Origin of the sequence: Paenibacillus sp. S29 (assembly GCF_049319765.1) — a bacterium.
GTDB lineage: Bacteria > Bacillota > Bacilli > Paenibacillales > Paenibacillaceae > Paenibacillus > Paenibacillus polymyxa_B.
In genome coordinates, this window is sequence record NZ_JBMOUI010000005.1 from 235488 (window position 1) to 257180 (window position 21693).

The following is a 21693-nucleotide window of genomic DNA, read 5'->3' on the forward strand; positions in this document are numbered from 1 at the left end:
ATTTTCCTGACATAACATTTCTCCAAAAAGCTCATAATGAAAAAGACCCAAGCAATTCGAACCGCCAAGCGCGAAAACTTACAGATAAGGGGTGGTGAATGATGCCAGCTAAATCCGGGCAGCGCGGTTTTCGTACTAATACGTCGCCGCTGTCCATAAATGAGAAGGACTATCAGAATATTTCACAAAAGCATGAACCCTCGAGAAAAGTATTTGCCAATTGTGTGCGCGCTTTTCTGGTTGGAGGCGGGATATGTGTGATTGGACAGGCGATTCAAGAGGCTTTTATGGCAGGAATGCACATATCAGCCAAGGAGGCCGCCCCGCCGACCTCATCGATGATGATCTTGCTGGCGGTCATATTAACCTGTATCGGGGTTTACGATAAGGTTGCTCAATGGGCAGGAGCAGGAACCGCTGTGCCCATTACAGGCTTTGCTAACTCGATGTGTTCGGCTGCATTGGAATATCGTTCCGAGGGACTGGTGCTCGGAGTAGGCGCCAATATGTTCAAACTTGCAGGCTCGGTTGTCGTATTCGGGGTGGTGGCTGCATTTATCGTAGGCGTTATATATGCCATCCTTGGTGTGGGAGGCAATCACTTATGAGAAGACAGGGCGGACAAACCTGGAAGTTTGAATCGAGACCGCGCATTATTGGAAGTGCCACTGTTGTGGGCCCGGATGAAGGAGAAGGGCCGTTGTCCACAGATTTTGATTATATTTATGACAATATAGAAATCAACGAGAAAACGTGGGAAAAAGCAGAACGTAGATTGATTGAGCATTCTACAGAGCTGGCGTTAATTAATGCCAATTTGAACAAAGAAGAAGTGCAGTTTTTTATTAGTGGTGATCTGATGAATCAGATTATCAGTAGCTCCTTTTCGGCTAGCAAGCTGGCTATTCCCTATTTGGGTGTTTTTGGAGCCTGTTCAACATCAATGGAAAGCTTAGCCTTAGCCGCACTTATTGTGGACTCAGAGGCCGGTGACTACGTGATGGCGGGTACGACCAGTCATAACTGTACTGTAGAAAAACAATTCCGCTATCCTAATGAATACGGATCACAGAAGCCCCCTACGGCTCAGTATACTGTTACCGGTTCCGGCGCCGCAATTGTAGGACATGCCAAGTCAGGGACGGTGGTGGATTGTGCTACCATTGGACGTGTAATGGACATGGGCATTAAAGACCCTTTTAATATGGGTGGAGCCATGGCTCCCGCGGCTGCGGATACGCTGTTGTCTCATTTTCGAGACACTGGCCGTGACCCTGGTTACTATGATCTCATTGTAACGGGCGATTTAGCCTCAGTGGGGCTACCAATTGCCAAGGAGTTGCTCAAAAAAGATGGGTTCGATATGAATCAGACGGAATTTAATGATTGCGGTTTACTGATTTACGACATCAATAAGCAAAAGAAAGTCATTGCAGGAGGCAGTGGTTGTGGCTGCTCGGCTGTTGTAACCTACGGGCATTTGTTGAAGCGGATCGAAAAAGGAGAGCTGCAAAAGGTACTGGTCGTGGCGACCGGAGCGTTATTATCTCCTTTGACTACACAGCAGGGTGAAAGCATTCCTTGTGTTGCCCATGCTGTAGCTTTTGAAGCGGGAGGAACAGTATGATATTTCTATGGGCTTTTTTAGTGGGTGGTGCCATTTGTGTCGTGGGCCAGTTGATGATGGATGTGTTCAAAATGACGCCGGCACATACGATGAGTACGTTGGTGGTTGCAGGTGCAATTGCTGATGCTGTTGGGATATACGATCCGCTTATTAAATTTGCAGGAGCGGGTGCGACCATTCCAATTACCAGTTTTGGTAACTCACTTGTACACGGCGCATTAACCGAATTGGAGAAGGACGGATGGCTGGGTGTCATTACAGGGATCTTTAGTCTGACAAGTGCAGGAATTTCCTCTGCGATTATTTTCTCTTTTCTGGCATGCTTGTTTGTTCGTCCAAAAGGAAGCATATAAAAGACGCGTACTATAGAGTTGACATAAAAATAAATGATTATATACATGTGCCCTTCGGATCTAATGACCGAAGGGTTTTTAATTGTTCTGCACATGAAAGATCGAAAGAAGGATAGAGTTTGAATCATACGGGCAGGGGGTTAAGTGTACTCTGTGCCCACCTTCATGTACAATAATAGGAAACATGTTGCTATCTAGGAGGTTTACAGAGCTATGCCCGTACGTCAAGAATCTGTGCAGATTGTATCTGCAATCCGTTCTAATCTGGAATCATGTATATTAGGTAAATCCTTTGAAATAAAATTACTGCTTACGGCTATGCTGGCGGGTGGACACATTCTGATCGAGGACGTTCCGGGTACGGGGAAAACGCAAATGATCAAGGCTCTTGCCAAATCCATGCGCGGTGATTACCGCCGTGTTCAATGTAATCCTGATATTCTCCCGAGTGATATTACAGGGGTATCCATATTTCATCCACGGGACGAGCGTTTTTATTTCCGTCCGGGTCCTGTGATGACTAATATTTTGCTGGCGGACGAAATTAACCGAGCGACGACGAAAACCCAGTCGGCTCTGCTGGAGGTTATGGAGGAACGCAGTGTGACAGTGGATGGGGACACTCATATGTTGCCTCATCCTTTTATGCTGTGTGCGACACAAAATCCGATTGATTTTGAAGGCACTTATATGCTGCCGGAAGCACAGTTAGATCGTTTTATGCTCAAAATCAGCTTGGGTTATCCTGACATGGAGACGGAGCGAAACATGCTGCTTCATCATCAGGCAGGCCAGCCAGCAGACCGTCTGGAGGCTGTAGCTCATATGGAGCAGATTGCTGACATCCAGCAGGAAATTAGAGGGATTTATATGGACGAAGCAGTGACGTCCTATTTACTTGATATCGTTCGTGCGACAAGAGAACATCCATCCGTGCTGCTGGGAGCTAGCCCCCGGGCGGCGCTTGCTTTTGTAATGGCTGCGAAGGCATACGCTTTTCTGGACAACCGTGACTATGTGCTGCCTGATGATGTGAAGGCGCTGGCACCTTATGTGCTAACGCATCGTTTGTTGCTGCGTCCCGAGGCGCGTCTGGACAGTTCCAGTGCCCAGTCCGTGCTGCAGGCTGTCCTTCGGCAGGTTCATGTACCCGTACGAATGGAGCGTCCTTAGGGAATGAATATGGTCAAAAGGAAGCGCAGGCTTCCACGGCTGTCAGGCCGCATCTGGCTTCTGGTGGTCATATGGGTGGTGTGCCTGCTATATTTGTTGTTTCAGGGCGGCAAGACGTCGGTCATGCTGTTGTCTATGGTTACGCTGTTAATCGTTTATTTATGTATCGTTGGTCTGAGCGGAGTTCGCCGTGTGCAAGGCTCCCGGCAGCTTTCGCAAGGCTCGCAGTTTGGAGAAATGCTGCATGCGGGAGATCAGGTGCATGTAAAGCTGAGCCTTAGTATACCTGGTTTTCTTCCGTTACCCTATGTCATTGTCCGTGAGGTCCTCAAGCGACATACAGGTGAATCCTGGTCGTTTGAGGACAGTGTCATTCCCAGTCTAAAAGGGGGCGGTCAGCTTACATTTCAGACTCCTGCTTTAGAGCGAGGAAGCTATCACTTTGAGGATACGGAATGTGTGAGTGAGGACATCTTCGGTCTGTTGGAGCACAAAGGCAGCTTGAACGCACGCGGTGAATTTCGGGTGCTGCCCCGAACGGTATTCATTCCATATTGGCAGATGAATGACCGTCGCTCAAGGATGTCTGGACCGCAGACCGTTCAAACTCGAACGCGGCGTGAAACGACACAAATTAACGGTGTACGGGATTATGTATATGGAGATCGGTTTTCGCGCATCCACTGGAATGCGACGGCGCGTACAGGTAGCTGGAAATCCAAGGAATTTGAGCATGAGACCGTTCCTAAAACGATGCTTGTGCTGGACGTACACAAGAAGCATTATGTAAACGCCGAACAGTTTGAGCTAGCTGTATCCTCTACCGCTTCATTGCTGGAATATGGTGGACGGGAGCGAATGGGGGTTGGATTGTGCACAGCTGGAGAGAAAGGTACCGTCTTTCAGCCAAGTGAGCAGACAATGGAACGACAACGAATGATGCATCACTTGGTAGACATACACACAACTTCACAAGGTAACTTGAAATCCGCTGTAGAAAGCAGTGTACGCCAGTTTCCGCAAGGCTGTTATTTTATACTGATTAGTCCGCTCAAGGATTATCAGGCGATGGAGCTTCTTCGCTGGGCCGATACCCGGGGGATGACTCCGTGCCAAGTCTATATCGGAGAAGGTTCTGCTGAGGGAGAAGCTGAAGAATGGATGAGCATGCTTCGTGCAAGAGGAATCAAGGGCTACGATGTTGAGAGCCTTGAGGAGCTCCCGGCTGTAATGGGGGGAGGGACACTATGAAGAGCTGGTTACAATCGTTAAAGGGTTCCTGGGCCCCCGCTTTTACATTTTTATGGATTATTATTATTGCCATGCAATGGGTTTCTTTTGCTTCCGAATTATGGCTGGAAGAGACAAGAGCACTTGTACTGATGACCATTACGATGCTGGCTCTGGTGAAGATTGTACTACCATTTCGTCCTTGGATTGAATTTATTGTTAAGGCGGCGGCGCTGTTTTTTATTTTGTATCGGACATTGGTGTCTTACTCCATCATTATCCCCTTCGGAGGGGTAGCCAATCGCCTGGACCAATTTATATCCAATATGTCTCCTTATATTTGGTTTTCCCTTATCGCTTGGCTAGTTATTGAAATGGTGCCGCTCATCGTTACAACGAAGCAGCGGATTCTTGTTTTTGTGGGTATTAATATTGCCGCGCTGGCAGTGCTTGATTCCTTCACGCCAACTGTGCTGTGGGAGGAGGTTGCTTGGATCGTCTTTGCTGGTATGGGTTGGCTAGTGACACAGCATTTGCAGTATTTTCGGCAGCATTATCCTCAGGGATGGAAGCATATTCGGCGCTATCCGTATAAAATAGCAGCCAATATTGCGGTCATTTTTGCGCTCATTATTATGGCTGGTGTGAATATGCCCGAGGTACAGCCAGCTTTGACGGATCCCTATACAGCGTGGACCCAGAGGGATAGCTCAACCACCGCTGGGATCAGCAATGGATCTGGGGCACTGAATCAGCGGATGAACACCGCATCGGGTTATAGTCGCCAGGATAATCGGTTGGGTGGAGGTTTTAATTTTGATTATTCTCCTGTCATGACCATCACGACCACTCAGCGAAGCTATTGGCGGGGGGAAACGAAACGAACCTATTCTGGTACAGGCTGGAGTGACGGGGGCAACGATGATCAAACGCTAAATGATGTGCCAATGACCGCAGAGCTTGAAAACACACAAGAAACGCGGCATTCGACTGAGCAGGTCGTTCAGACCATTACGATGCAAAACGACCAAAGCTATCCTGTTCTATTTGGCGCTTATTCGGTGCAGCGTGTTCAATCGGTGGACAGAGATTCACGGGCAGATGGGTTACGTTGGAACCCGGAACAGGCGGAACTGCTTTGGAATCCATCCTCCCGAAGAACTGCTTATCCTAAAACGTATACTCTGGTATCGCATGTCCCTGTGATCCCTGAGAAAGAGCTACGCACAAAAACTTTTAATGAGTTGTACGGAAAAAATAAACAGGAAGCCTATCTACAAATTCCAGATGAGTTGCCACAGCGGGTTCGTGATTTGGCTCAGAACGTAACGTCAACGGCGAAAACGCCGTATGAAAAAGTCGGATTACTACAGCAGTATTTGCAGCAAAATTATGCATATACGAACAATCCGGACCTCTCACGGAAAAGAAGCAGAGATTTTGTGGATGCCTTTCTGTTTGAGATTCGGGAGGGCTATTGCGATTATTATTCCACCTCATTAGTCATGATGGCTCGCTCTGTTGGGGTTCCAGCCCGCTGGGTTAAAGGGTATGCACCTGGTCAGCAGACGTTTTCAGATGATGCAACAACGGGCGAAAGTGACGAAAATATGTCCTCTTACTCCGTGACAAATGCGGATGCTCATTCCTGGGCGGAAGTATATTTAGGTGAATACGGTTGGGTCCCTGTAGAAGCTACGCCTGGCTTTGATATGCCACTGCTTACGGAACAGGAGGATTCAAAGACTCCAGAAGCCCCTGAGGTTAAAGATCAGCCTGAACCAGAACAGCCTGAGCAGACCCCGCAGACTAATCCGGAGGAAGGTTTAAAAATTCATCCTGTAATTATAGGTTCTGCTGCTACAGTTCTGCTGCTGTGGGCTGCTTATATCGTCTGGCGTAATCGGGCAGACATTCACTTTTACCTGCTGCGTTTACGCAGAGGTAAGCCGCTGACTCCGGATGAAAAGGTGGTCGTCGAAACTGAGCACTGGTTAAGGTACATGCGAAGAAAGGGATTTGTCCGCGCCAGTCACGAGACGCTGAGGGAATCAGTTAATAGATGGTCGCTAGAAGTACCGGAACACGCTTCAATTTTACATCAGCTGCTTGGCCGATTTGAACAAGCGCGTTATAGTCCCTCATCTGTAACCGCAGAAGATTGGCATATGGTTCGCCAGCAGGCATCTCTGTTACACAAAGAAGGATGGATAAAACGATGGGCTGGACGAAAAGCTGCGACGGATCAGAAGGATCAAGACTAGTCTATTTTTGATTAGGTCCAAACGCCGTCTAATTTAATCTTAAGCTATATATTTAGTGAAAAAGCTGTCCGTTTGTTGCGGATAGCTTTTTACTAAGCCATAGTAATATGGTATAGTTTGTCGTATGAAACTGAGGTGACCGACGTTGTTTGAAATGCTGATGCCCAAATTACGGGTGAATACCGTCTTTGATATTGATCTTGAAGGCTTGTATGCTCAAGGATATCGCGGCATTATTACGGATCTAGATAACACGCTGGTCGGTGCAAAAGCGCCGAATGCGACTCCCGAGCTGGTGGCCTGGTTTGAGAAGGTCAAACAGGCGGGTTTTAAGCTTGTCATCGTGTCTAACAACAATATGGACCGTGTATCCGTGTTTGCTACGCCTTTGGACATTGAATTTATACATGCCGCACGGAAGCCCTCCAACTCGTCTTTTCGTAGAGCCATCCGTATGATGGGGCTGACTCCGGAAGAGACTATTATGGTCGGGGACCAAATGTTGACGGACGTATTGGGAGGCAACCGACTGGGATTGCATACGGTGTTGGTGCTACCGATATCCATTCATGATGAAGGAGTCATGACCCGATTTAATCGGCGGTTGGAGCGAATCGCGCTCACAAGGTTACGTAAGAAAGGCTTATGGCTTGAGGAGGAAAAGAAGAATGACTGAAAGACCTGACGGCGGCACTGCCGTCAAATGTAGTGGTTGCGGTATCACCGTGCAGACCACTAGCCCGGAGCTTCCGGGATATATTCCTGAAAAATTGCTTACTCGCGAACCTGTCATCTGTCAGCGTTGCTTCCGGATCAAAAACTATAATGAGACGTCTTCAGTTACGGTGGATCAAGATGAGTTCTTGAAGCTGCTCAGCCAGATTGGCGACAAAGATGCGCTCGTTATCCACATTGTAGATATTTTTGATTTTGAAGGTAGCTTGATTTCCGGTTTGCAACGCTTTGTAGGCTCCAATCCAGTTATACTGGCTGTGAACAAGACCGATTTGCTGCCTAAGGTAACGAATTGGAACAAGGTACGTAACTGGGTACAAAAGCAAGCGAAGGAGCAAGGACTTCGCACGGAAGAAATCGTACTGTGCTCAGCTAAAAAAAATCAGGGCTTTGACCGTCTGTTGGATGTGATATCTGAGCTCCGTGGTAACCGCGATGTATATGTAGTCGGAGCGACAAATGTGGGTAAATCGACGCTTATTAACCGCTTGATTCGTGATTATAGCGATATGGAGCAGGAACTCACAACGTCCCGTTACCCGGGAACTACACTCGATATGGTGAATATTCCGCTCGACGACGGCAAGCACATTATTGATACTCCGGGTATTGTATACCCTTGGCGATTCAGTGAAATCGTCTCCCGCCAGGACTTGAGCGCTATTATGCCAGACAAGCCGCTGAAGCCTGCTGCATATCAGCTTGATGCCGGACAAACATTGTTTTTCGGCGGTATGGCCCGATTTGATTTTGTGGAGGGTCAGCACCAATCATTTACCTGCTACATTAACGGTGGTCTTAAGATACATCGCACGAAGCTGGAGCGAGCTGATCAGTTGTTCGCTGATCATGCCGGGGAATTGTTATCTCCGCCAACACGCGATCAATTGGCAGAGATGCCGGAATGGACAAGACATGAGTTCCGCGTTCCACGCAAATCTCCATCGGACATCTACATTTCCGGTTTGGGATGGATCAGGGTAAATAGCGAGAACGGAGCTCTGATTGCGGTTCATGCTCCTCGGGGAGTCCGTGTGCTTTTGCGGCCTGCGTTGATATAACGTTGCTGTAACCATGTTATAGGGCGGCAAGGAACAGGTACTGGTTCCTGCCGCCATTCATGTATTTGTGCAGCCTAATATTTTGCAATATGGGGGAGAACAACGATGAACAGCGGGGAGTCTGAAGCGACCGAACAAGGTCTTGTACTATTGGGCGTATTGGGTGATCCGATCAAGCACTCCAAATCGCCTCTTATGCATAAAATAGCTTTACAGGCAGCGGGGATTGAAGGAGATTTTGTACCTCTTCATGTCAAACCGGATCAGCTGGAAGATGCCATGAAGGGGATTCGCGCTTTGCATTTCCGCGGAGTCAATGTGACGATTCCCCATAAAGTTGAGGTTATGAAATATCTGGATGAGATTGATGAAGGGGCCAGACTCATTGGCGCTGTCAATACGATAGTGAATGACAATGGACGTCTTAAGGGCTATAACACGGACGGAATTGGCTACGTACGTTCCCTCAAAGAAGAGACTTCTGTCGAGTTGAAGGGCGCAAGAATTGCTGTTCTTGGAGCCGGAGGGGCTGCTCGTGGTGTGATTCATGCTCTGTTGGAGGAGCAACCGGAATCGGTTATTATTTTGAACCGAACACGTGACAAAGCTGAGCAACTGGCATTAGAGTGGACGACGGAAGCGATCCCAGTGAGGGGTTATTCCAACGAAGATGCCAAGAGCGTGCTAGCCACAGTGAATGTGTTGATTAACACAACCTCGGTGGGAATGTCTCCTTTAGCGGATGAGCTTCCACTGGAAACGAGCTTGATTCCGGAGGGAATCATTGTGAGTGATTTGATCTACAACCCGCTGGAAACGAGACTTTTACGGGAAAGCCGTGAACAGCGCGGCTGTACTGTACATGGAGGCTTGGGCATGTTCGTGTATCAGGGGGCTGTGGCTTTTGAGTATTTTACAGGGGTTGTCCCTGCTGTAGAGCAAATGAGAGCGGCTGTGCTGAGTAGCCTGTCGTAAGTAAGATTGTACATTAAAATTATGGAAATGCTGCATTGCATATGTGGCGACGAAGGGGTTAAATATACATGTTAACAGGTAAACAAAAAAGATATTTGCGTTCAATGGCGCATCATTTGGACCCGGTTTTTCAAGTAGGTAAAAACGGTACGAATGAGCATCTTATGCGTCACATCAACGATGCGATTGAAAAGCGTGAGCTGATGAAAGTGCAAATTTTGAACAACTGTTTGGACGACAAGCATGAAATTGCGGAAGAACTGGCCGCGGAGACAGGTTCTGAGCTTGTACAGATCATCGGGAGCACTATTATTTTGTACAAAGAATCCCGTGATCATAAGGAAATCGAGTTGCCTAGAGGATAACACGCGGGGAGAAAATTATGAAAATCGGTATTATGGGTGGTACATTTGACCCGATTCATATTGGACATCTGCTGGCTGGAGAAGCGGCAAGAGATGCCTATGGGCTGGATCAAGTATGGTTTATGCCTTCTCATATTCCTCCGCACAAGCATCAGGCGGGGGCGAGCGGTAAGGAACGTCTGGAGATGACGAGTGAAGCGGTGGCAAGTCATCCTGCTTTTGAAGTGCTGGATATTGAAGTGCTTCGCGGGGGAGTATCCTATACCATTGACACGATCAAGGAGCTTCAGGAGTTGCACTCTGCTGTGGATTTTTATTTTATTATTGGTGCGGATATGGTGAATTACTTGCCTCATTGGCAGGGAATTGAGGAACTGGCGCAGCGGATTTGTTTTATTGGTGTTCGGCGCCCAGGGTTCCAGCTGGCGTTGGATGAGTTGCCGCATTATTTGCAGGACAAGGTACTGCTGGCGGATATGCCAGTGGTGGACATTTCGTCGACGGATATTCGAGAGCGTGCTGCGGAAGGGCGCACTATCCGTTATCTTGTGCCAGATCGTGTGCATGACTATATTACAAGGGGCGGTTTGTATGAAGTACAGCCGTGAGCAATTAATGGAAGCCGTATCTGGTCAAATGCCTGAAAAGCGCTGGAAGCACACACTAGGTGTTATGCATACCTCAGTGGAGCTTGCGCAGCGCTATGGAGCAAACCCGGATAAGGCTGAATTGGCGGCTATTTTGCATGATGTAGCAAAATATTGGCCTGTCCAGCAGATGGAAGAGGTGATTCGCAGTCATCCCGAATGTGATCAGGAGCTTTTGGAACATGACAAGCAGCTCTGGCATTCAGAGGTAGGATACTGCGTTGCAGCAAGAGATTACGGAGTGGATGATCCGGAAATAAGGAATGCGATTCGCTGGCATACGTCAGGACGCGTAGGTATGAGCCTGCTGGATAAAGTCGTGTGTCTCGCTGATTACATCGAACCGGGACGGGATTTTCCGGGGGTTGAGCATATCCGTAAACAGGCAAAGAAAAGCTTGGAGCAGGGCCTTATCGCTGGATTCGACTCCACGATTTCATTGTTGCTGGAAAAGAAAAAGGTTATTTTTCCACTAACAGTCTTGTCGCGTAATGACTTGATTCAACAACTAAAACAGAGAAAAACGGAGGTTCATGAATGACCCTAACTAATGAGCAATTAATGCAAACAGCGGTTGATGCTGCAAATGATAAAAAGGCAATGAATGTTGTCGCACTGGATTTGCGGGGAATATCACTAGTAGCTGATTATTTTGTCATCTGCCATGGTAATTCGGATACACAGGTACAGGCGATTGCAACAGAAATTCGCAAACGTGCTCATGATGAAGGTGTAACCATCAAAGGAATCGAAGGAATGGATTCCGCCCGTTGGGTTCTAATGGATTTGGGGGATGTCGTAGTGCATGTCTTCCATCGCGACGAGCGCGAATACTATAACATTGAACGACTCTGGTCGGATGCTAAGGTTGTGGAAAAGGTATGAGTTTGATCGCCGGTACTTATGTCACCATTATGGTGGATCGTGAGGTATCTCCTTTCGGCTACTTTCTCACTGTTGGTGAGCAGGATGTGCTGCTGCATTATACGGAGCTGACACGTGAAATTGAAGTTGGTGAACGGTTGGAGGTATTTATTTTTCACGATACAGAGGACCGCTTGGCCGCAACCATGAAAAAGCCGTTCTTGTCGTTGGGCGAAATGGCAAAGCTTGAGGTGGCCGATGTGCATCCGCGTTTGGGTTGTTTCCTAGAGATGGGATTGGGTCGTCAGCTTTTGCTGCCGATTCGTGAGTTGCCAGAAAACCGAGATTTACATCCTCGGGTGGGCGACTACGTATATGCCATTATGGAGCATGACAAGCAAGGCAGACTGCGGGCTAAGCTGGCAGGGGAACAGGAGCTTGCTCCGTTGTGCTTCCACGCCCCTGATTCGTGGCTGAATACGTGGGTACAGGCGACTGTGTACAAGCCGCTTCAAATGGGTACATTCGTTCTGGTGGACGGAGGTGTGCTTGGTTTTGGCGCGATTGGGATGATTCACTCCTCGGAACGCAACCGGATGCTTCGCTTGGGCGAAGAGGTCAAGGTAAGGGTCACACTTGTTCGCGAAGACGGTCGGGTCAATCTGGCGATGTCGCCACGCAAGGAAGTAGGCCGTGATGAGGATGCAGATCGATTGATTGCTTTTCTGAAAGAGCGTCCGGGTGGCGGCATGCCTTACTCCGACGCAACGCCGCCGGATATTATCAAGCAACGGTTTGGTATTAGTAAATCCGCCTTCAAGCGTGCGATGGGCAAGCTGATGAAGGAAGGAATGGTTACACAAAAGGAAAACTGGACCTACCTGGTGGAGAAAATGCCGAAACCGAAGGACGGGAATGGGGAATAAAAATGGCTTCTTACCGGAAGTTTGCCTATGTGTATGATGAGCTGATGCAGGACATGCCGTACCCGGACTGGTTACGCTTTGCACGGCAGGCTTGGGATCAGTACGGTATGCCGCATACGGTGGCTGAGCTAGGCTGTGGAACGGGTTCGATTACGATTCCCCTAGTTAACTCGGGCTTCGAAGTGTCTGGAATCGACTTATCCTCTGACATGCTGGCAGTAGCCCGTCGCAAAATGGAAACCACTCCCCAGGGACAGCGATTGTTTCGTGAGGGAAGCGTTCGCTGGATACAGCAAGATATGAGAGAATGGGTTTTACCCGAGCCTGTGGATTCTGTAATTTCTTTTTGCGATTGTCTGAATTACTTGTTGGAGGAAGAAGATATAATTTCTACTTTTCGTAGAACTCATGCTGGTCTGAAGCCTGGCGGAACCTTCTTGTTCGATGTACATCATCCGCAGACGTTTTTACGTTATGATGAAGAGCAGCCATTCGTACTGGATGATCGCTCTATCTCATATATCTGGACATGTGCGTTGGACACTCCCCGTTGTGAAATTGAGCATCATCTTAGTATCTTTGCGAAAGCAGAACATGAGGGACGCGATTTGTATCAGCGTTTCGAGGAAATTCATGTACAGCGTGCCTATGATCCAGACTGGATGAAGGCAGAATTATCCAAAGCAGGTTTTCGTGATGTGAAGGTATATGCGGATTTTGAATGGGTAGAAGCAGAAGGTGACGCGGCGAGACTGTTTTATGTTGCTGTAAAATAGTGAAGACTCATTGAGCAAATTTAGGAAAAGAAAGACGCTCTTCATGATGACATGAAGGGCGTCTTTTTGCACTCATATATTCACTTTATAGTTCAACTGAAGCTCATCACCCGGTACACCCCGAATACCCCAGTTCTGTTTGGGCGTTTCAAATATAGTAATCTCAAGATCCTGTGGAGCAATGCCAAAATGGTCCGTAATTCGTTGGAATAACAGCTGGATGAGCTGCTTCTTAGCTTCTGTCGTTCTGCCTTCAAAGATACTGATTTCAATAATGGTGTACGCCTCAGAGCGACCATCGGCATATATAAAGTCTTCCTGATCCATAGGGAAAAAACGATGAAACCTCTTGTCTGGAGGGTATTTGAATGCATCCACCACAGCAGAATGAATCACCTCTGAAAGCTGCTTTTTGATTGGATTTAGAGCTTCTTTTATTCCGAAAATTTTAATCTGTGCCATGTCTCAGCTCACCTTTCTTATCTCAACTCAACTCAATTTGCATCAATTTAATTCGAAGTTATTATAAAACATTCGTATGCATGTGTCATGAACAATTAGTATGAAGAGGGTATTTAACACCAAAGCTAGTCCTTATTTGACTTTTTTCGCGGTTTTCAATATAATAGTGCCATTATTAACGGTTAAACAATCGCTGATGAGGAATAGTAGCTTTGTCTGGACATATAGAGAGCCGGCGGGTGGTGCAAGCCGGTTGACAGCGCAAAGTGAACTCGCCTCGGAGATATGCGTCCAACGCAGGAACGCCTTTACAGGTGCTTGGTCCTGTTATTAACCCGCATCGGATCACCTCCGTTATCAGGTGCAAAGGGAGTAGAACGCGAAGAACGCTTTCTGCTAACTAGGGTGGTACCACGGGAATATAACCTCTCGTCCCTAGCGCTGACACGCTACGGGATGCAGAGGTTTTTTTGTTGCATACCGTTTGAGGAGGAAAAAGACAATGACAGACACACAGCCGAAGCACGGCTATCAACCGCAAAGTATTGAACCAAAATGGCAGAAATATTGGGATGAGAATAAGACGTTCCGCACCGGGGAAGAGCCGGGCAAACCGAAGTTTTATGCTTTGGATATGTTTCCGTACCCATCTGGAGCCGGCCTGCATGTAGGCCACCCAGAGGGCTACACAGCTACGGATATTGTTTCACGTTATAAAAGAATGCGCGGCTACAACGTATTGCATCCGATGGGTTGGGACGCCTTCGGTCTGCCTGCCGAGCAGCATGCGCTGGATACAGGGGAGCACCCACGCGAAATTACGGTGAAAAACGTAAATAACTTCCGCCGTCAAATCAAATCGCTCGGCTTCTCCTACGACTGGGATCGTGAAATCAGCACGACGGACCCTGATTACTACAAATGGACACAGTGGATCTTCATCCAGCTGTACAAGCGCGGCCTTGCATATGTAGCTGAAGTACCCGTGAACTGGTGCCCAGCGCTGGGAACAGTGCTGGCGAATGAAGAAGTTATTGACGGCAAGAGTGAGCGTGGCGGTCATCCGGTCGTCCGTAAACCAATGCGTCAATGGATGCTGAAAATTACGGAATACGCGGATCGTCTGCTGGATGATCTGGAGGAACTGGATTGGTCTGAGAGTATTAAGGATATGCAGCGGAACTGGATCGGTAAGTCTACCGGGGCAGAGGTTCGTTTTCCAATTGAAGGGTATGACGAGCAACTCACAGTATTTACAACCCGCCCAGATACACTGTTCGGCGCAAGCTACTGTGTGCTGGCACCAGAGCAGGAATTAGTAGATATTATCACTACGCCTGAGCAAAAGGATGCTGTACAACAGTACCGTGAACAAGCTGCTCGTAAAAGCGATCTGGAGCGTACGGATCTGGCCAAGGATAAAACAGGCGTATTCACAGGAGCTTATGCAGTGAACCCGGTGAACGGCGAAAAGCTGCCGATCTGGATAGCTGACTATGTACTGGCAGGCTACGGAACTGGAGCGATTATGGCTGTACCTGCTCACGATACGCGTGACTGGGAATTTGCCAAGCAATTCGGATTGAATATCATTGAGGTTGTCCAAGGTGGAGATGTGGCTAATGAGCCATATACTGAGGATGGACCGCACGTCAATTCAGGCCCGCTGAATGGACTTACCAATGAGGAAGCGATTCCGAAGATGATTGAATGGCTGGAAGCCGAGGGCAAAGGACACGGCAAAGTCACCTACCGCCTGCGTGACTGGCTGTTCAGCCGTCAACGCTATTGGGGCGAGCCGATTCCGGTAATTCATCTGGAGGATGGAACGATCAAAACGGTTCCTGAGGACCAACTTCCGCTCGTACTGCCGGAGATGGACAATATTAAGCCTTCAGGTACAGGTGAATCCCCGCTGGCGAACGCAACAGATTGGGTGGAAACCATTGATCCTGAGACAGGTATGAAAGCACGTCGCGAGACGAATACAATGCCGCAATGGGCAGGAAGTTGCTGGTATTACCTGCGCTTTATTGATCCGAAAAATGACAAAGAGCTTGTATCCAAAGAGAAACAACGTGAATGGATGCCTGTTGATTTGTATATTGGCGGAGCGGAACATGCGGTTCTTCACTTGCTGTATGCCCGTTTCTGGCATAAGGTACTGTATGATATCGGCGTAGTGGAAACGAAAGAGCCTTTTTATAAGCTGGTCAACCAGGGTATGATTTTGGGCAACAACAATGAAAAAATGAGTAAATCACGCGGTAATGTCATTAATCCTGATGATATTGTCAATACATTTGGCGCCGATACGCTGCGTATTTATGAGATGTTTATGGGGCCGCTGGAAGCGACCAAGCCATGGAATGAGAATGGGGTAGAGGGAGCACATCGTTTTCTGTCCCGCGTATGGCGCCTGTTTGTTTCGGAGGATGGTAGCCTGAATGATAAAATTACAAATGACGGCGGTAGTGATGAGTTCAATCGTACTTGGCATAAAACGCTGAAAAAAGTAACCGAAGATCTGGATGCGCTGCGCTTCAATACAGCGATCAGCCAGCTGATGATCTTCACCAACGATGCATACAAAGCAGACCTTCTGCCGCGTGCAGCAATGGAAAACTTCGTGCAAATGCTGTCGCCGCTTGCACCCCATCTGGCTGAGGAATTGTGGCAGCTGCTGGGGCACAATGATAGCATTACCTACGCGGCTTGGCCTGCTTATGATGAAGCATGGACGGTGGACGCCGAAGTGGAAATTGTTGTGCAAGTAAATGGTAAAATCGTACAGCGTGCAACGATTGCCAAGGACCTTGATGCTAAAGCGATGGAGGCATTCGCTGTGTCGTTGGACAATGTTCAGCAGGCACTGGCCGGCAAAACGATCCGCAAGGTAATTGCTGTTCCAGGTAAGCTGGTTAATATTGTTGCCGGTTAATCGGCTTTAAGCCGAAGGAGACATCTACCTTTTGCATGTCCTCTTCATACTTGTTGTGCGTGGCCTGTATTAGCTCGGGAAAGACGCTATGCAGACTGATGTCCAACAATGCGAGAGCTTCGGCGGTAATACCTCCGGGAACCGCCACTCTGGCCTGTAACTCGGCTGGTGTCATCCCGCCTTCCGTGAGCAGCTTTCCAGTGCCGATGATCATTTCACCGGCCAGGGCGCATAGCTCCGTACGGTCTATACCTGTAGCTTGAACTGCGGCTTGAATCCACTGGTCCATAAAAAAGGCCAAGAAAGCAGGACCACAACTCGAAAAATCCGACGTGATCCGAGTATAAGATTCTTTAACCCGAATCGGCCTGCTGATGTGGGACATAAGCTCTTCCAGAAGGGTGCGATCCTCCTCTGTAATCCGGCTTCCATGGATGCACAGTGAGGCTCCGCTGCCCACTTGGTGGGTGATACTTGGAATAATTTTGGATACTTTGGCTTTCAGTGCATGTTCCAAAATACGAATCTGCACCGGGCTTGTGATAGATACGACGATTTGCTCTTCTGTAATGACGTTGCGTATTTCATCCGTTACGGCTTTTGATTCCAGCGGCTTCACACAGATAAACAAAACATCGCTTTCCGCTGCCGTTTCACGGTTGCTTTGGGCTGCATGCAAACCTGGATAGCGACGGGCTAGCTCGGTTACCTTGGAATGCGTTCGATTGCTTGCTGATATTTGCTGCGGCTTGAGTGCGTTAGAATTAATAAAAGACTCAATTAGCAGACTTCCCATGCTGCCAGTCCCGATAAATCCAACTTTCATTGTTCAACGTCCTCCTTTCATACTTTGCGGTATAGACGCTGTGCTGTCAGCTGTCATTCTTCTTAGTGTATGCGCCTGGTCTTGGCCGACATGACGAATTTTATGTCTGAGCATGTTAGATCGTCCCCGGGGTCGTACCACTTTTTTGTGAAAATGCTCACAGCGAGACCGTATGGAGGTTGTTTGCACCCTCCGGTTTAACGGGAATTGGACAGACTTGCTCTGTTTGATTGAGACGGTGTTTTCAGTCGGCTCAATTTCCCGAAATCCATGTGGAGTAGGGGACGATACGGAAATGAAACGTGTATGGACAGGAACAGCGATAACGCTTGCTGTAATCGGGAGTGGACTTATTTTATTTGCCGGAGGACAGCGCTCTGAGCCGCAAGAAGAGTGGACTTTACTTAACAATAAGGTGGAGCAAGCTGTGGCGATGGAGACAGAGCCAAATAAGTCGCAGCGCAGCAGTGACTACGCCCGGAAAAAGCCTGGTGTAAAAGAACCTTCAGACAAAGCTGAGCGCAGTAGGAATGCCGAAGCCGCTGACAATGTGAAACGTGATACTGTGCAGATTTCTACTGGTGTATCTGCTGCTGTGAGCGAAAACTCTATTGCGGGAAATTCAAGTACCGTAAAGCAGTCAGGTGTTGCGAATCCGAGCTCAGACACAGGTATTGTTAGTTCGAGTGGTGCAACGACGAGTAGGACCAATACGGTAAGTGATTCAGTTACTACACCCGATTCCGGCGAAAAAAAGGTAAACATTAACACGGCGACTGCTGCTGAGTTAATGGAATTACCGGGGGTTGGGGCTAAAAAAGCCGAGGCTATACTGAACTACCGTAATCAGCACGGGGCGTTCAAACGTGTGAACGATTTGGATCACGTAAAGGGAATCGGAGCTAAAATGTTGGCTAAAATGAAGCCGTATGTCAGTTTGTAACTTATATAAGATTATAATGTACAGGTCCTGAGAACGGCGGTAGCGGATATGGTTTACGTTTTAACTTGTTTATCGGGAGAGATGGAAATGAGTGCAGATGTACGCAAGGACTGGGACACCTATTTCATGGATATCGCTTATATGGTATCCACCCGTTCGCGCTGTGCGCGGCGTCATGTTGGAGCCGTACTTGTACAAGGTAAAAAGCTTTTGGGGACGGCCTATAATGGAGCACCATCCGGGGTACCTGACTGTTCTGAGGCAGGCTGCATGATCTCAGAGGAGTATGAGGTCGTTCATCGTGATGGGCGCGAGGAAATGGTTAAGAAGCAGCGTTGTATTCGCACTATTCATGCGGAGCAGAACCTGCTGCTGTTTACTGACCGAATTGATCGTGAAGGCTCTTCAGTATATGTCACCGACCAGCCATGCTGGACGTGTGCCAATATGTTGGCGAACAGCGGTATTGTGGAGATTGTATACCACCGACCTTATCCCAAAGATGCCGACAAGGTTCGTGCTATGATGGAGGAAAAGGGAATCGCCTTTCGTATGCTGAAAACCTATCATCCACCAAAAGAAACGCTGATGGATGTAATGAATTAAAAAAGTAAACGAGGAAGAACCTCTGACGAATGCTATTTTGTCAGAGGTTCTTTTTGTTTTGTGTTTTTTGGACAGAAAGCAATGTTTGCTACCGGAAGGTGATCGTATTCAAGCTAAGCTTGTGTTAACTAGACCTATATTGACCCTTACTGTTTGTTGGATTACAGGAAGTACGGGAGCATGTCTGTATTCTGGACATATGCTTTTGTTACTCTGGGCGGGGGTTACCCTGATCTTTCCGCTTATAGCTTTATGGATGAAAATCCCCATCCGGCATATGGTATTACTTTGGCTTGCATTCAGCGGGGGTGGATTTCATTGGTTTTGGCATGATACGCATAATGTTAGCAGTATTCCCGATGCTCTTCATGTATCGTCTTCTATGGTGGAAGACATGCCTGTTCAAGTAGCAGGGCTTATCGCTTCTAAAGTACAGGTAGATGGTGATCGAACACAGTTTGAGATGAGAGTCACCTCAATCAATCACTACGGAAGTCATTCGAAAAAGGACGAGAATCGTACACCAATTTCTGAACAGGTCATTGTTCATATCAAGTTGGCTGCCAAGCAGGAACAGCAACTTGCGGCAGCGTGGCAACGTGGAGATGCAGTCGTACTGCGTGGTACCTTAAAGGCTCCTGCAAAAGCGGGGAACTTTGGCGGCTTTGATTACAGTGAATACCTGCACACACAGGAAATCCACTGGCTTTTCAAAGGCGATGGAGCAGCCTCGTTACAGAAGCAGGAGGCTTCACTGTGGAACCGCTACACTTTGTTCAGATGGAATGATCAGCTTAGGGAGCAGCTAGGGCAGAGAATAGAATCGGCATTTACATCACTTCATCACGCAGGATATATGAAAGGACTGGTACTTGGGGTAACAGATGAGTTGGACCCAGCAACGTATAACGAGTTTACGCAGCTTGGTTTAACGCATATTTTAGCAATATCGGGCATGCATGTGGCAGTATATGCAGCTACACTATTATATTTACTCAGGCTGTTACGAGTTAGCCGCGAGACATCTCTTACAGTCGTTTTGATACTCATTCCGGCTTATGTCCTGCTGACAGGTGCTTCTCCCTCTGTTGTGAGGGCAGGAATTATGGCGATGATCGGCTTGTTTGCAGCCCGACGAGGTATGCTCAAAGACGGACTTAATATTCTAAGTATATCCGCGTTGCTCATGCTGATTTGGAATCCATATTATCTACTTAGCGTCAGCTTTCAGCTTTCCTTTTTGGTGACAGGTGGGTTGCTCATTTATATGCCGCTTATGAAGCCGTTTTTCGCCAAATGGCCTTTCCTAATCGGAGGTGAGGTTGCGATTACAATTACGGCACAGCTTGTTTCGTTTCCAATGACGGTATTCTACTTTAATCAATTTTCGCTGTTATCATTTGCGGCCAATTTTGTGCTTGTACCCCTTATTACATATATCGTGCTTCCAATAGGTACGGTGGCGATGGGGCTTTCCTTTTTGTGGGGGGATGGGGCTCGTATTCTTGCGTGGCCGGCAGAGCAATTGAACGAATTGACCTTTTTACTAGTGAAATGGCTGAATGTGGATGATGCTTATGTGAGTATTTGGCCGTCTTCCTCCATCCTGTGGGTCATGGCGTATTACGCAGCTCTGTATAGTGTTCTGTACTGGCTTAAAACGTGGCTGACATCTCGCAGGCAAACAGACGATAATTCTGTTTTGGATTCCACTCCCATATCATCACCCGTGTATACGGGATTAGCGGCTTCTGCCGAATGGGCTGCTGTTTTGAATACAGCTCATGAACCTGAGGGAGCAGGGAAATTTGCGCGTCGACAGTGGAATGGTTATCGTCATTTGGCACTGGCTCTAAGTGTTATCGCCTGGCTTGGGATATTGTATACAGGTTACCAATCTCCTAGTGGAGGAAATACGGGAACTGTTCAATATCTGGATGTGGGCCAAGGTGACAGCATTTTAATTACCACGCCGGGCGGGAAACATATTTTGGTAGATGGCGGGGGTACAATGGACTTTGCTACAGGGAAAAATGCTTGGCGCAAACGCGCAGATCCCTACGAGGTAGGTGAAGATACGATTGTGCCCTTGCTAAAACAACGAGGTGTACATCGGCTGGACGCTGTCATTTTAACACACGGAGATCATGATCATGCCGGAGGACTACAGGCTGTGCTTGACCAGATTCCCGTATCTACCTTGTTTTTTAATGGTACCCTGACAGATAAAGCCCCATTCCGTAAGCTGTTGAACACGGCTTTAGACAAGCAGATTAAGCTGTACGGTGCACATCATAGTATGGAATGGGAGCCAGACCAGGCTACGAAAATCCGCTTTCTCTATCCGTTTACGCTACCGGAGGACGAATCTGAGCAGTTGCCTGTTATGAAGGAGCAAAATCATTACTCTGTTGCCATGATATTGGAGATGGAGGGAGCCTCTTTTTTGTTCACAGGAGATATGGATGATGCAGCAGAGTCGTCGTTGCTCTCTGAATTAACTCGTTTTTCATCAAGTGTGAAAGATAAGGGCGCAACGGGGGCTGTCGGGAAAGCTGTAGATGTCATGAAAATAGCACATCACGGTAGCAAGTATTCCACCTCGGAAGAGTGGTTATCCTACTGGCGACCGAAAGTATCCGTTATTTCGGTCGGTGCGACCAATACTTACGGACATCCGAATGAAGCGGTATTGGAACGTTTATCGGCAGTTGATTCTGCTATATATCGAACAGATACGATGGGAGAGATACAGATTCGAGCACAGCAAGGAAAACTGAGTGTGCGCTACCAACGCAAACAGTACAAAACAGATACTAATACAACAACATACTAAAACGGGTGCTCACTCTCAGGAGTGGGCTGTTTGCTTTGAATCCAATCTGCATGGACAGTAGCTGTAAGCTTTGATAGAATCAT

General features: G+C 47.8%; 21 protein-coding genes and 1 other annotated feature. Of the genes, 19 read left to right on the top strand and 2 right to left on the bottom strand.

Features of this window, described 5'->3' with window-relative positions; genetic code table 11:
• The first annotated feature begins 101 nt into the window (after nt 1-101).
• From spoVAC to ACL9RM_RS10970, 15 genes are all read left to right on the top strand, one after another.
• Nucleotides 102-608: a stage V sporulation protein AC gene (spoVAC, locus tag ACL9RM_RS10900; protein ID WP_025723396.1), complete on the top strand. Its 507-nt coding sequence runs from the start codon at nt 102-104 to the stop codon at nt 606-608.
• Nucleotides 605-1627: a stage V sporulation protein AD gene (gene spoVAD, locus ACL9RM_RS10905; protein WP_023989537.1), complete on the top strand. Its 1023-nt coding sequence runs from the start codon at nt 605-607 to the stop codon at nt 1625-1627. The genes spoVAC and spoVAD overlap by 4 nt, the downstream gene beginning before the upstream one ends.
• Nucleotides 1624-1980 (top strand): stage V sporulation protein AE, encoded by a 357-nt coding sequence (gene spoVAE / locus ACL9RM_RS10910; RefSeq protein WP_013311204.1) that lies wholly within the window; start codon nt 1624-1626, stop codon nt 1978-1980. Before spoVAD ends, spoVAE begins: the two co-directional genes overlap by 4 nt.
• A 213-nt stretch (nt 1981-2193) precedes the next feature.
• Nucleotides 2194-3153 (top strand): AAA family ATPase, encoded by a 960-nt coding sequence (locus ACL9RM_RS10915; protein WP_103049576.1) that lies wholly within the window; start codon nt 2194-2196, stop codon nt 3151-3153.
• Nucleotides 3154-3156: 3 nt separating this feature from the next.
• Complete coding sequence (locus ACL9RM_RS10920) at nt 3157-4404, top strand: DUF58 domain-containing protein (RefSeq protein WP_250268864.1); 1248 nt, start codon at nt 3157-3159, stop codon at nt 4402-4404.
• Nucleotides 4401-6647 (top strand): transglutaminase TgpA family protein, encoded by a 2247-nt coding sequence (locus ACL9RM_RS10925; RefSeq protein ID WP_250268863.1) that lies wholly within the window; start codon nt 4401-4403, stop codon nt 6645-6647. The genes ACL9RM_RS10920 and ACL9RM_RS10925 overlap by 4 nt, the downstream gene beginning before the upstream one ends.
• Before the next feature lie 145 nt (nt 6648-6792).
• On the top strand, nt 6793-7323 hold the full coding sequence (locus ACL9RM_RS10930) for a YqeG family HAD IIIA-type phosphatase (RefSeq protein ID WP_013311200.1): 531 nt from the start codon (nt 6793-6795) through the stop codon (nt 7321-7323).
• A complete protein-coding gene (gene yqeH / locus ACL9RM_RS10935) occupies nt 7316-8443 on the top strand; it encodes a ribosome biogenesis GTPase YqeH (protein ID WP_250268862.1) in 1128 nt (375 codons plus the stop codon). The genes ACL9RM_RS10930 and yqeH overlap by 8 nt, the downstream gene beginning before the upstream one ends.
• Nucleotides 8444-8548: 105 nt before the next feature.
• Entirely contained in the window at nt 8549-9418 is an 870-nt protein-coding gene (gene aroE / locus ACL9RM_RS10940; RefSeq protein WP_250260878.1) for a shikimate dehydrogenase, read from the top strand.
• Between the two features lie 68 nt (nt 9419-9486).
• Nucleotides 9487-9783: a ribosome assembly RNA-binding protein YhbY gene (gene yhbY, locus ACL9RM_RS10945; protein ID WP_013311197.1), complete on the top strand. Its 297-nt coding sequence runs from the start codon at nt 9487-9489 to the stop codon at nt 9781-9783.
• Between the two features lie 17 nt (nt 9784-9800).
• Nucleotides 9801-10391: a nicotinate-nucleotide adenylyltransferase gene (nadD, locus tag ACL9RM_RS10950; RefSeq protein ID WP_250260880.1), complete on the top strand. Its 591-nt coding sequence runs from the start codon at nt 9801-9803 to the stop codon at nt 10389-10391.
• Nucleotides 10375-10971 (top strand): bis(5'-nucleosyl)-tetraphosphatase (symmetrical) YqeK, encoded by a 597-nt coding sequence (gene yqeK / locus ACL9RM_RS10955; protein ID WP_250260882.1) that lies wholly within the window; start codon nt 10375-10377, stop codon nt 10969-10971. Before nadD ends, yqeK begins: the two co-directional genes overlap by 17 nt.
• A complete protein-coding gene (rsfS, locus tag ACL9RM_RS10960) occupies nt 10968-11315 on the top strand; it encodes a ribosome silencing factor (RefSeq protein WP_025723405.1) in 348 nt (115 codons plus the stop codon). The genes yqeK and rsfS overlap by 4 nt, the downstream gene beginning before the upstream one ends.
• Complete coding sequence (locus tag ACL9RM_RS10965; protein WP_029515375.1) at nt 11312-12220, top strand: CvfB family protein; 909 nt, start codon at nt 11312-11314, stop codon at nt 12218-12220. Before rsfS ends, ACL9RM_RS10965 begins: the two co-directional genes overlap by 4 nt.
• 2 nt (nt 12221-12222) lie before the next feature.
• Nucleotides 12223-12996, top strand: coding sequence for a class I SAM-dependent DNA methyltransferase (locus ACL9RM_RS10970; RefSeq protein WP_250268861.1), 774 nt, complete (start codon nt 12223-12225; stop codon nt 12994-12996).
• Nucleotides 12997-13068: 72 nt separating this feature from the next.
• Here ACL9RM_RS10970 and ACL9RM_RS10975 read toward each other — a convergent pair whose 3' ends face one another.
• A complete protein-coding gene (locus ACL9RM_RS10975) occupies nt 13069-13458 on the bottom strand; it encodes a tautomerase family protein (RefSeq protein ID WP_069290032.1) in 390 nt (129 codons plus the stop codon).
• Between the two features lie 184 nt (nt 13459-13642).
• Nucleotides 13643-13898, top strand: a binding site (T-box leader).
• Between the two features lie 62 nt (nt 13899-13960).
• On the opposite strand from ACL9RM_RS10975, the gene leuS reads away from it, so the two are divergent.
• Nucleotides 13961-16399, top strand: coding sequence for a leucine--tRNA ligase (gene leuS / locus ACL9RM_RS10980; RefSeq protein ID WP_250260885.1), 2439 nt, complete (start codon nt 13961-13963; stop codon nt 16397-16399).
• Here the strand turns inward: leuS and comER are convergent.
• Nucleotides 16380-17225 carry a late competence protein ComER gene (gene comER, locus ACL9RM_RS10985; protein WP_028540440.1) on the bottom strand — a complete coding sequence of 282 codons (846 nt, stop codon included), beginning with the start codon at nt 17223-17225 and terminating at the stop codon, nt 16380-16382. The two genes, leuS and comER, sit on opposite strands and share 20 nt — an antisense overlap.
• 295 nt (nt 17226-17520) lie before the next feature.
• Between comER and ACL9RM_RS10990 the strand changes: the two genes are divergently transcribed.
• The 3 genes from ACL9RM_RS10990 (at nt 17521) to ACL9RM_RS11000 (ending at nt 21610) form a co-directional block, all read left to right on the top strand.
• Nucleotides 17521-18168, top strand: coding sequence for a ComEA family DNA-binding protein (locus ACL9RM_RS10990; RefSeq protein WP_250268860.1), 648 nt, complete (start codon nt 17521-17523; stop codon nt 18166-18168).
• An 87-nt stretch (nt 18169-18255) separates the two neighbouring features.
• A complete protein-coding gene (locus tag ACL9RM_RS10995) occupies nt 18256-18774 on the top strand; it encodes a deoxycytidylate deaminase (RefSeq protein WP_025723414.1) in 519 nt (172 codons plus the stop codon).
• A 256-nt stretch (nt 18775-19030) separates the two neighbouring features.
• Nucleotides 19031-21610 carry a ComEC/Rec2 family competence protein gene (locus ACL9RM_RS11000; RefSeq protein ID WP_250268859.1) on the top strand — a complete coding sequence of 860 codons (2580 nt, stop codon included), beginning with the start codon at nt 19031-19033 and terminating at the stop codon, nt 21608-21610.
• Nucleotides 21611-21693: the final 83 nt, after the last annotated feature.

Excerpts from the sequence above, each read along its gene's own strand:
- spoVAC (WP_025723396.1), top strand. The coding sequence starts at position 102 with ATGCCAGCTAAATCCGGGCAGCGCGGTTTTCGTACTAATACGTCGCCG.
- spoVAD (WP_023989537.1), top strand. The coding sequence starts at position 605 with ATGAGAAGACAGGGCGGACAAACCTGGAAGTTTGAATCGAGACCGCGC.
- spoVAE (WP_013311204.1), top strand. The coding sequence starts at position 1,624 with ATGATATTTCTATGGGCTTTTTTAGTGGGTGGTGCCATTTGTGTCGTG.
- ACL9RM_RS10915 (WP_103049576.1), top strand. The coding sequence starts at position 2,194 with ATGCCCGTACGTCAAGAATCTGTGCAGATTGTATCTGCAATCCGTTCT.
- ACL9RM_RS10920 (WP_250268864.1), top strand. The coding sequence starts at position 3,157 with ATGAATATGGTCAAAAGGAAGCGCAGGCTTCCACGGCTGTCAGGCCGC.
- ACL9RM_RS10925 (WP_250268863.1), top strand. The coding sequence starts at position 4,401 with ATGAAGAGCTGGTTACAATCGTTAAAGGGTTCCTGGGCCCCCGCTTTT.
- yqeH (WP_250268862.1), top strand. The coding sequence starts at position 7,316 with ATGACTGAAAGACCTGACGGCGGCACTGCCGTCAAATGTAGTGGTTGC.
- aroE (WP_250260878.1), top strand. The coding sequence starts at position 8,549 with ATGAACAGCGGGGAGTCTGAAGCGACCGAACAAGGTCTTGTACTATTG.
- yhbY (WP_013311197.1), top strand. The coding sequence starts at position 9,487 with ATGTTAACAGGTAAACAAAAAAGATATTTGCGTTCAATGGCGCATCAT.
- nadD (WP_250260880.1), top strand. The coding sequence starts at position 9,801 with ATGAAAATCGGTATTATGGGTGGTACATTTGACCCGATTCATATTGGA.
- yqeK (WP_250260882.1), top strand. The coding sequence starts at position 10,375 with ATGAAGTACAGCCGTGAGCAATTAATGGAAGCCGTATCTGGTCAAATG.
- rsfS (WP_025723405.1), top strand. The coding sequence starts at position 10,968 with ATGACCCTAACTAATGAGCAATTAATGCAAACAGCGGTTGATGCTGCA.
- ACL9RM_RS10965 (WP_029515375.1), top strand. The coding sequence starts at position 11,312 with ATGAGTTTGATCGCCGGTACTTATGTCACCATTATGGTGGATCGTGAG.
- ACL9RM_RS10970 (WP_250268861.1), top strand. The coding sequence starts at position 12,223 with ATGGCTTCTTACCGGAAGTTTGCCTATGTGTATGATGAGCTGATGCAG.
- ACL9RM_RS10975 (WP_069290032.1), bottom strand. The coding sequence starts at position 13,458 with ATGGCACAGATTAAAATTTTCGGAATAAAAGAAGCTCTAAATCCAATC.
- leuS (WP_250260885.1), top strand. The coding sequence starts at position 13,961 with ATGACAGACACACAGCCGAAGCACGGCTATCAACCGCAAAGTATTGAA.
- comER (WP_028540440.1), bottom strand. The coding sequence starts at position 17,225 with ATGAAAGTTGGATTTATCGGGACTGGCAGCATGGGAAGTCTGCTAATT.
- ACL9RM_RS10990 (WP_250268860.1), top strand. The coding sequence starts at position 17,521 with ATGAAACGTGTATGGACAGGAACAGCGATAACGCTTGCTGTAATCGGG.
- ACL9RM_RS10995 (WP_025723414.1), top strand. The coding sequence starts at position 18,256 with ATGAGTGCAGATGTACGCAAGGACTGGGACACCTATTTCATGGATATC.
- ACL9RM_RS11000 (WP_250268859.1), top strand. The coding sequence starts at position 19,031 with ATGAAAATCCCCATCCGGCATATGGTATTACTTTGGCTTGCATTCAGC.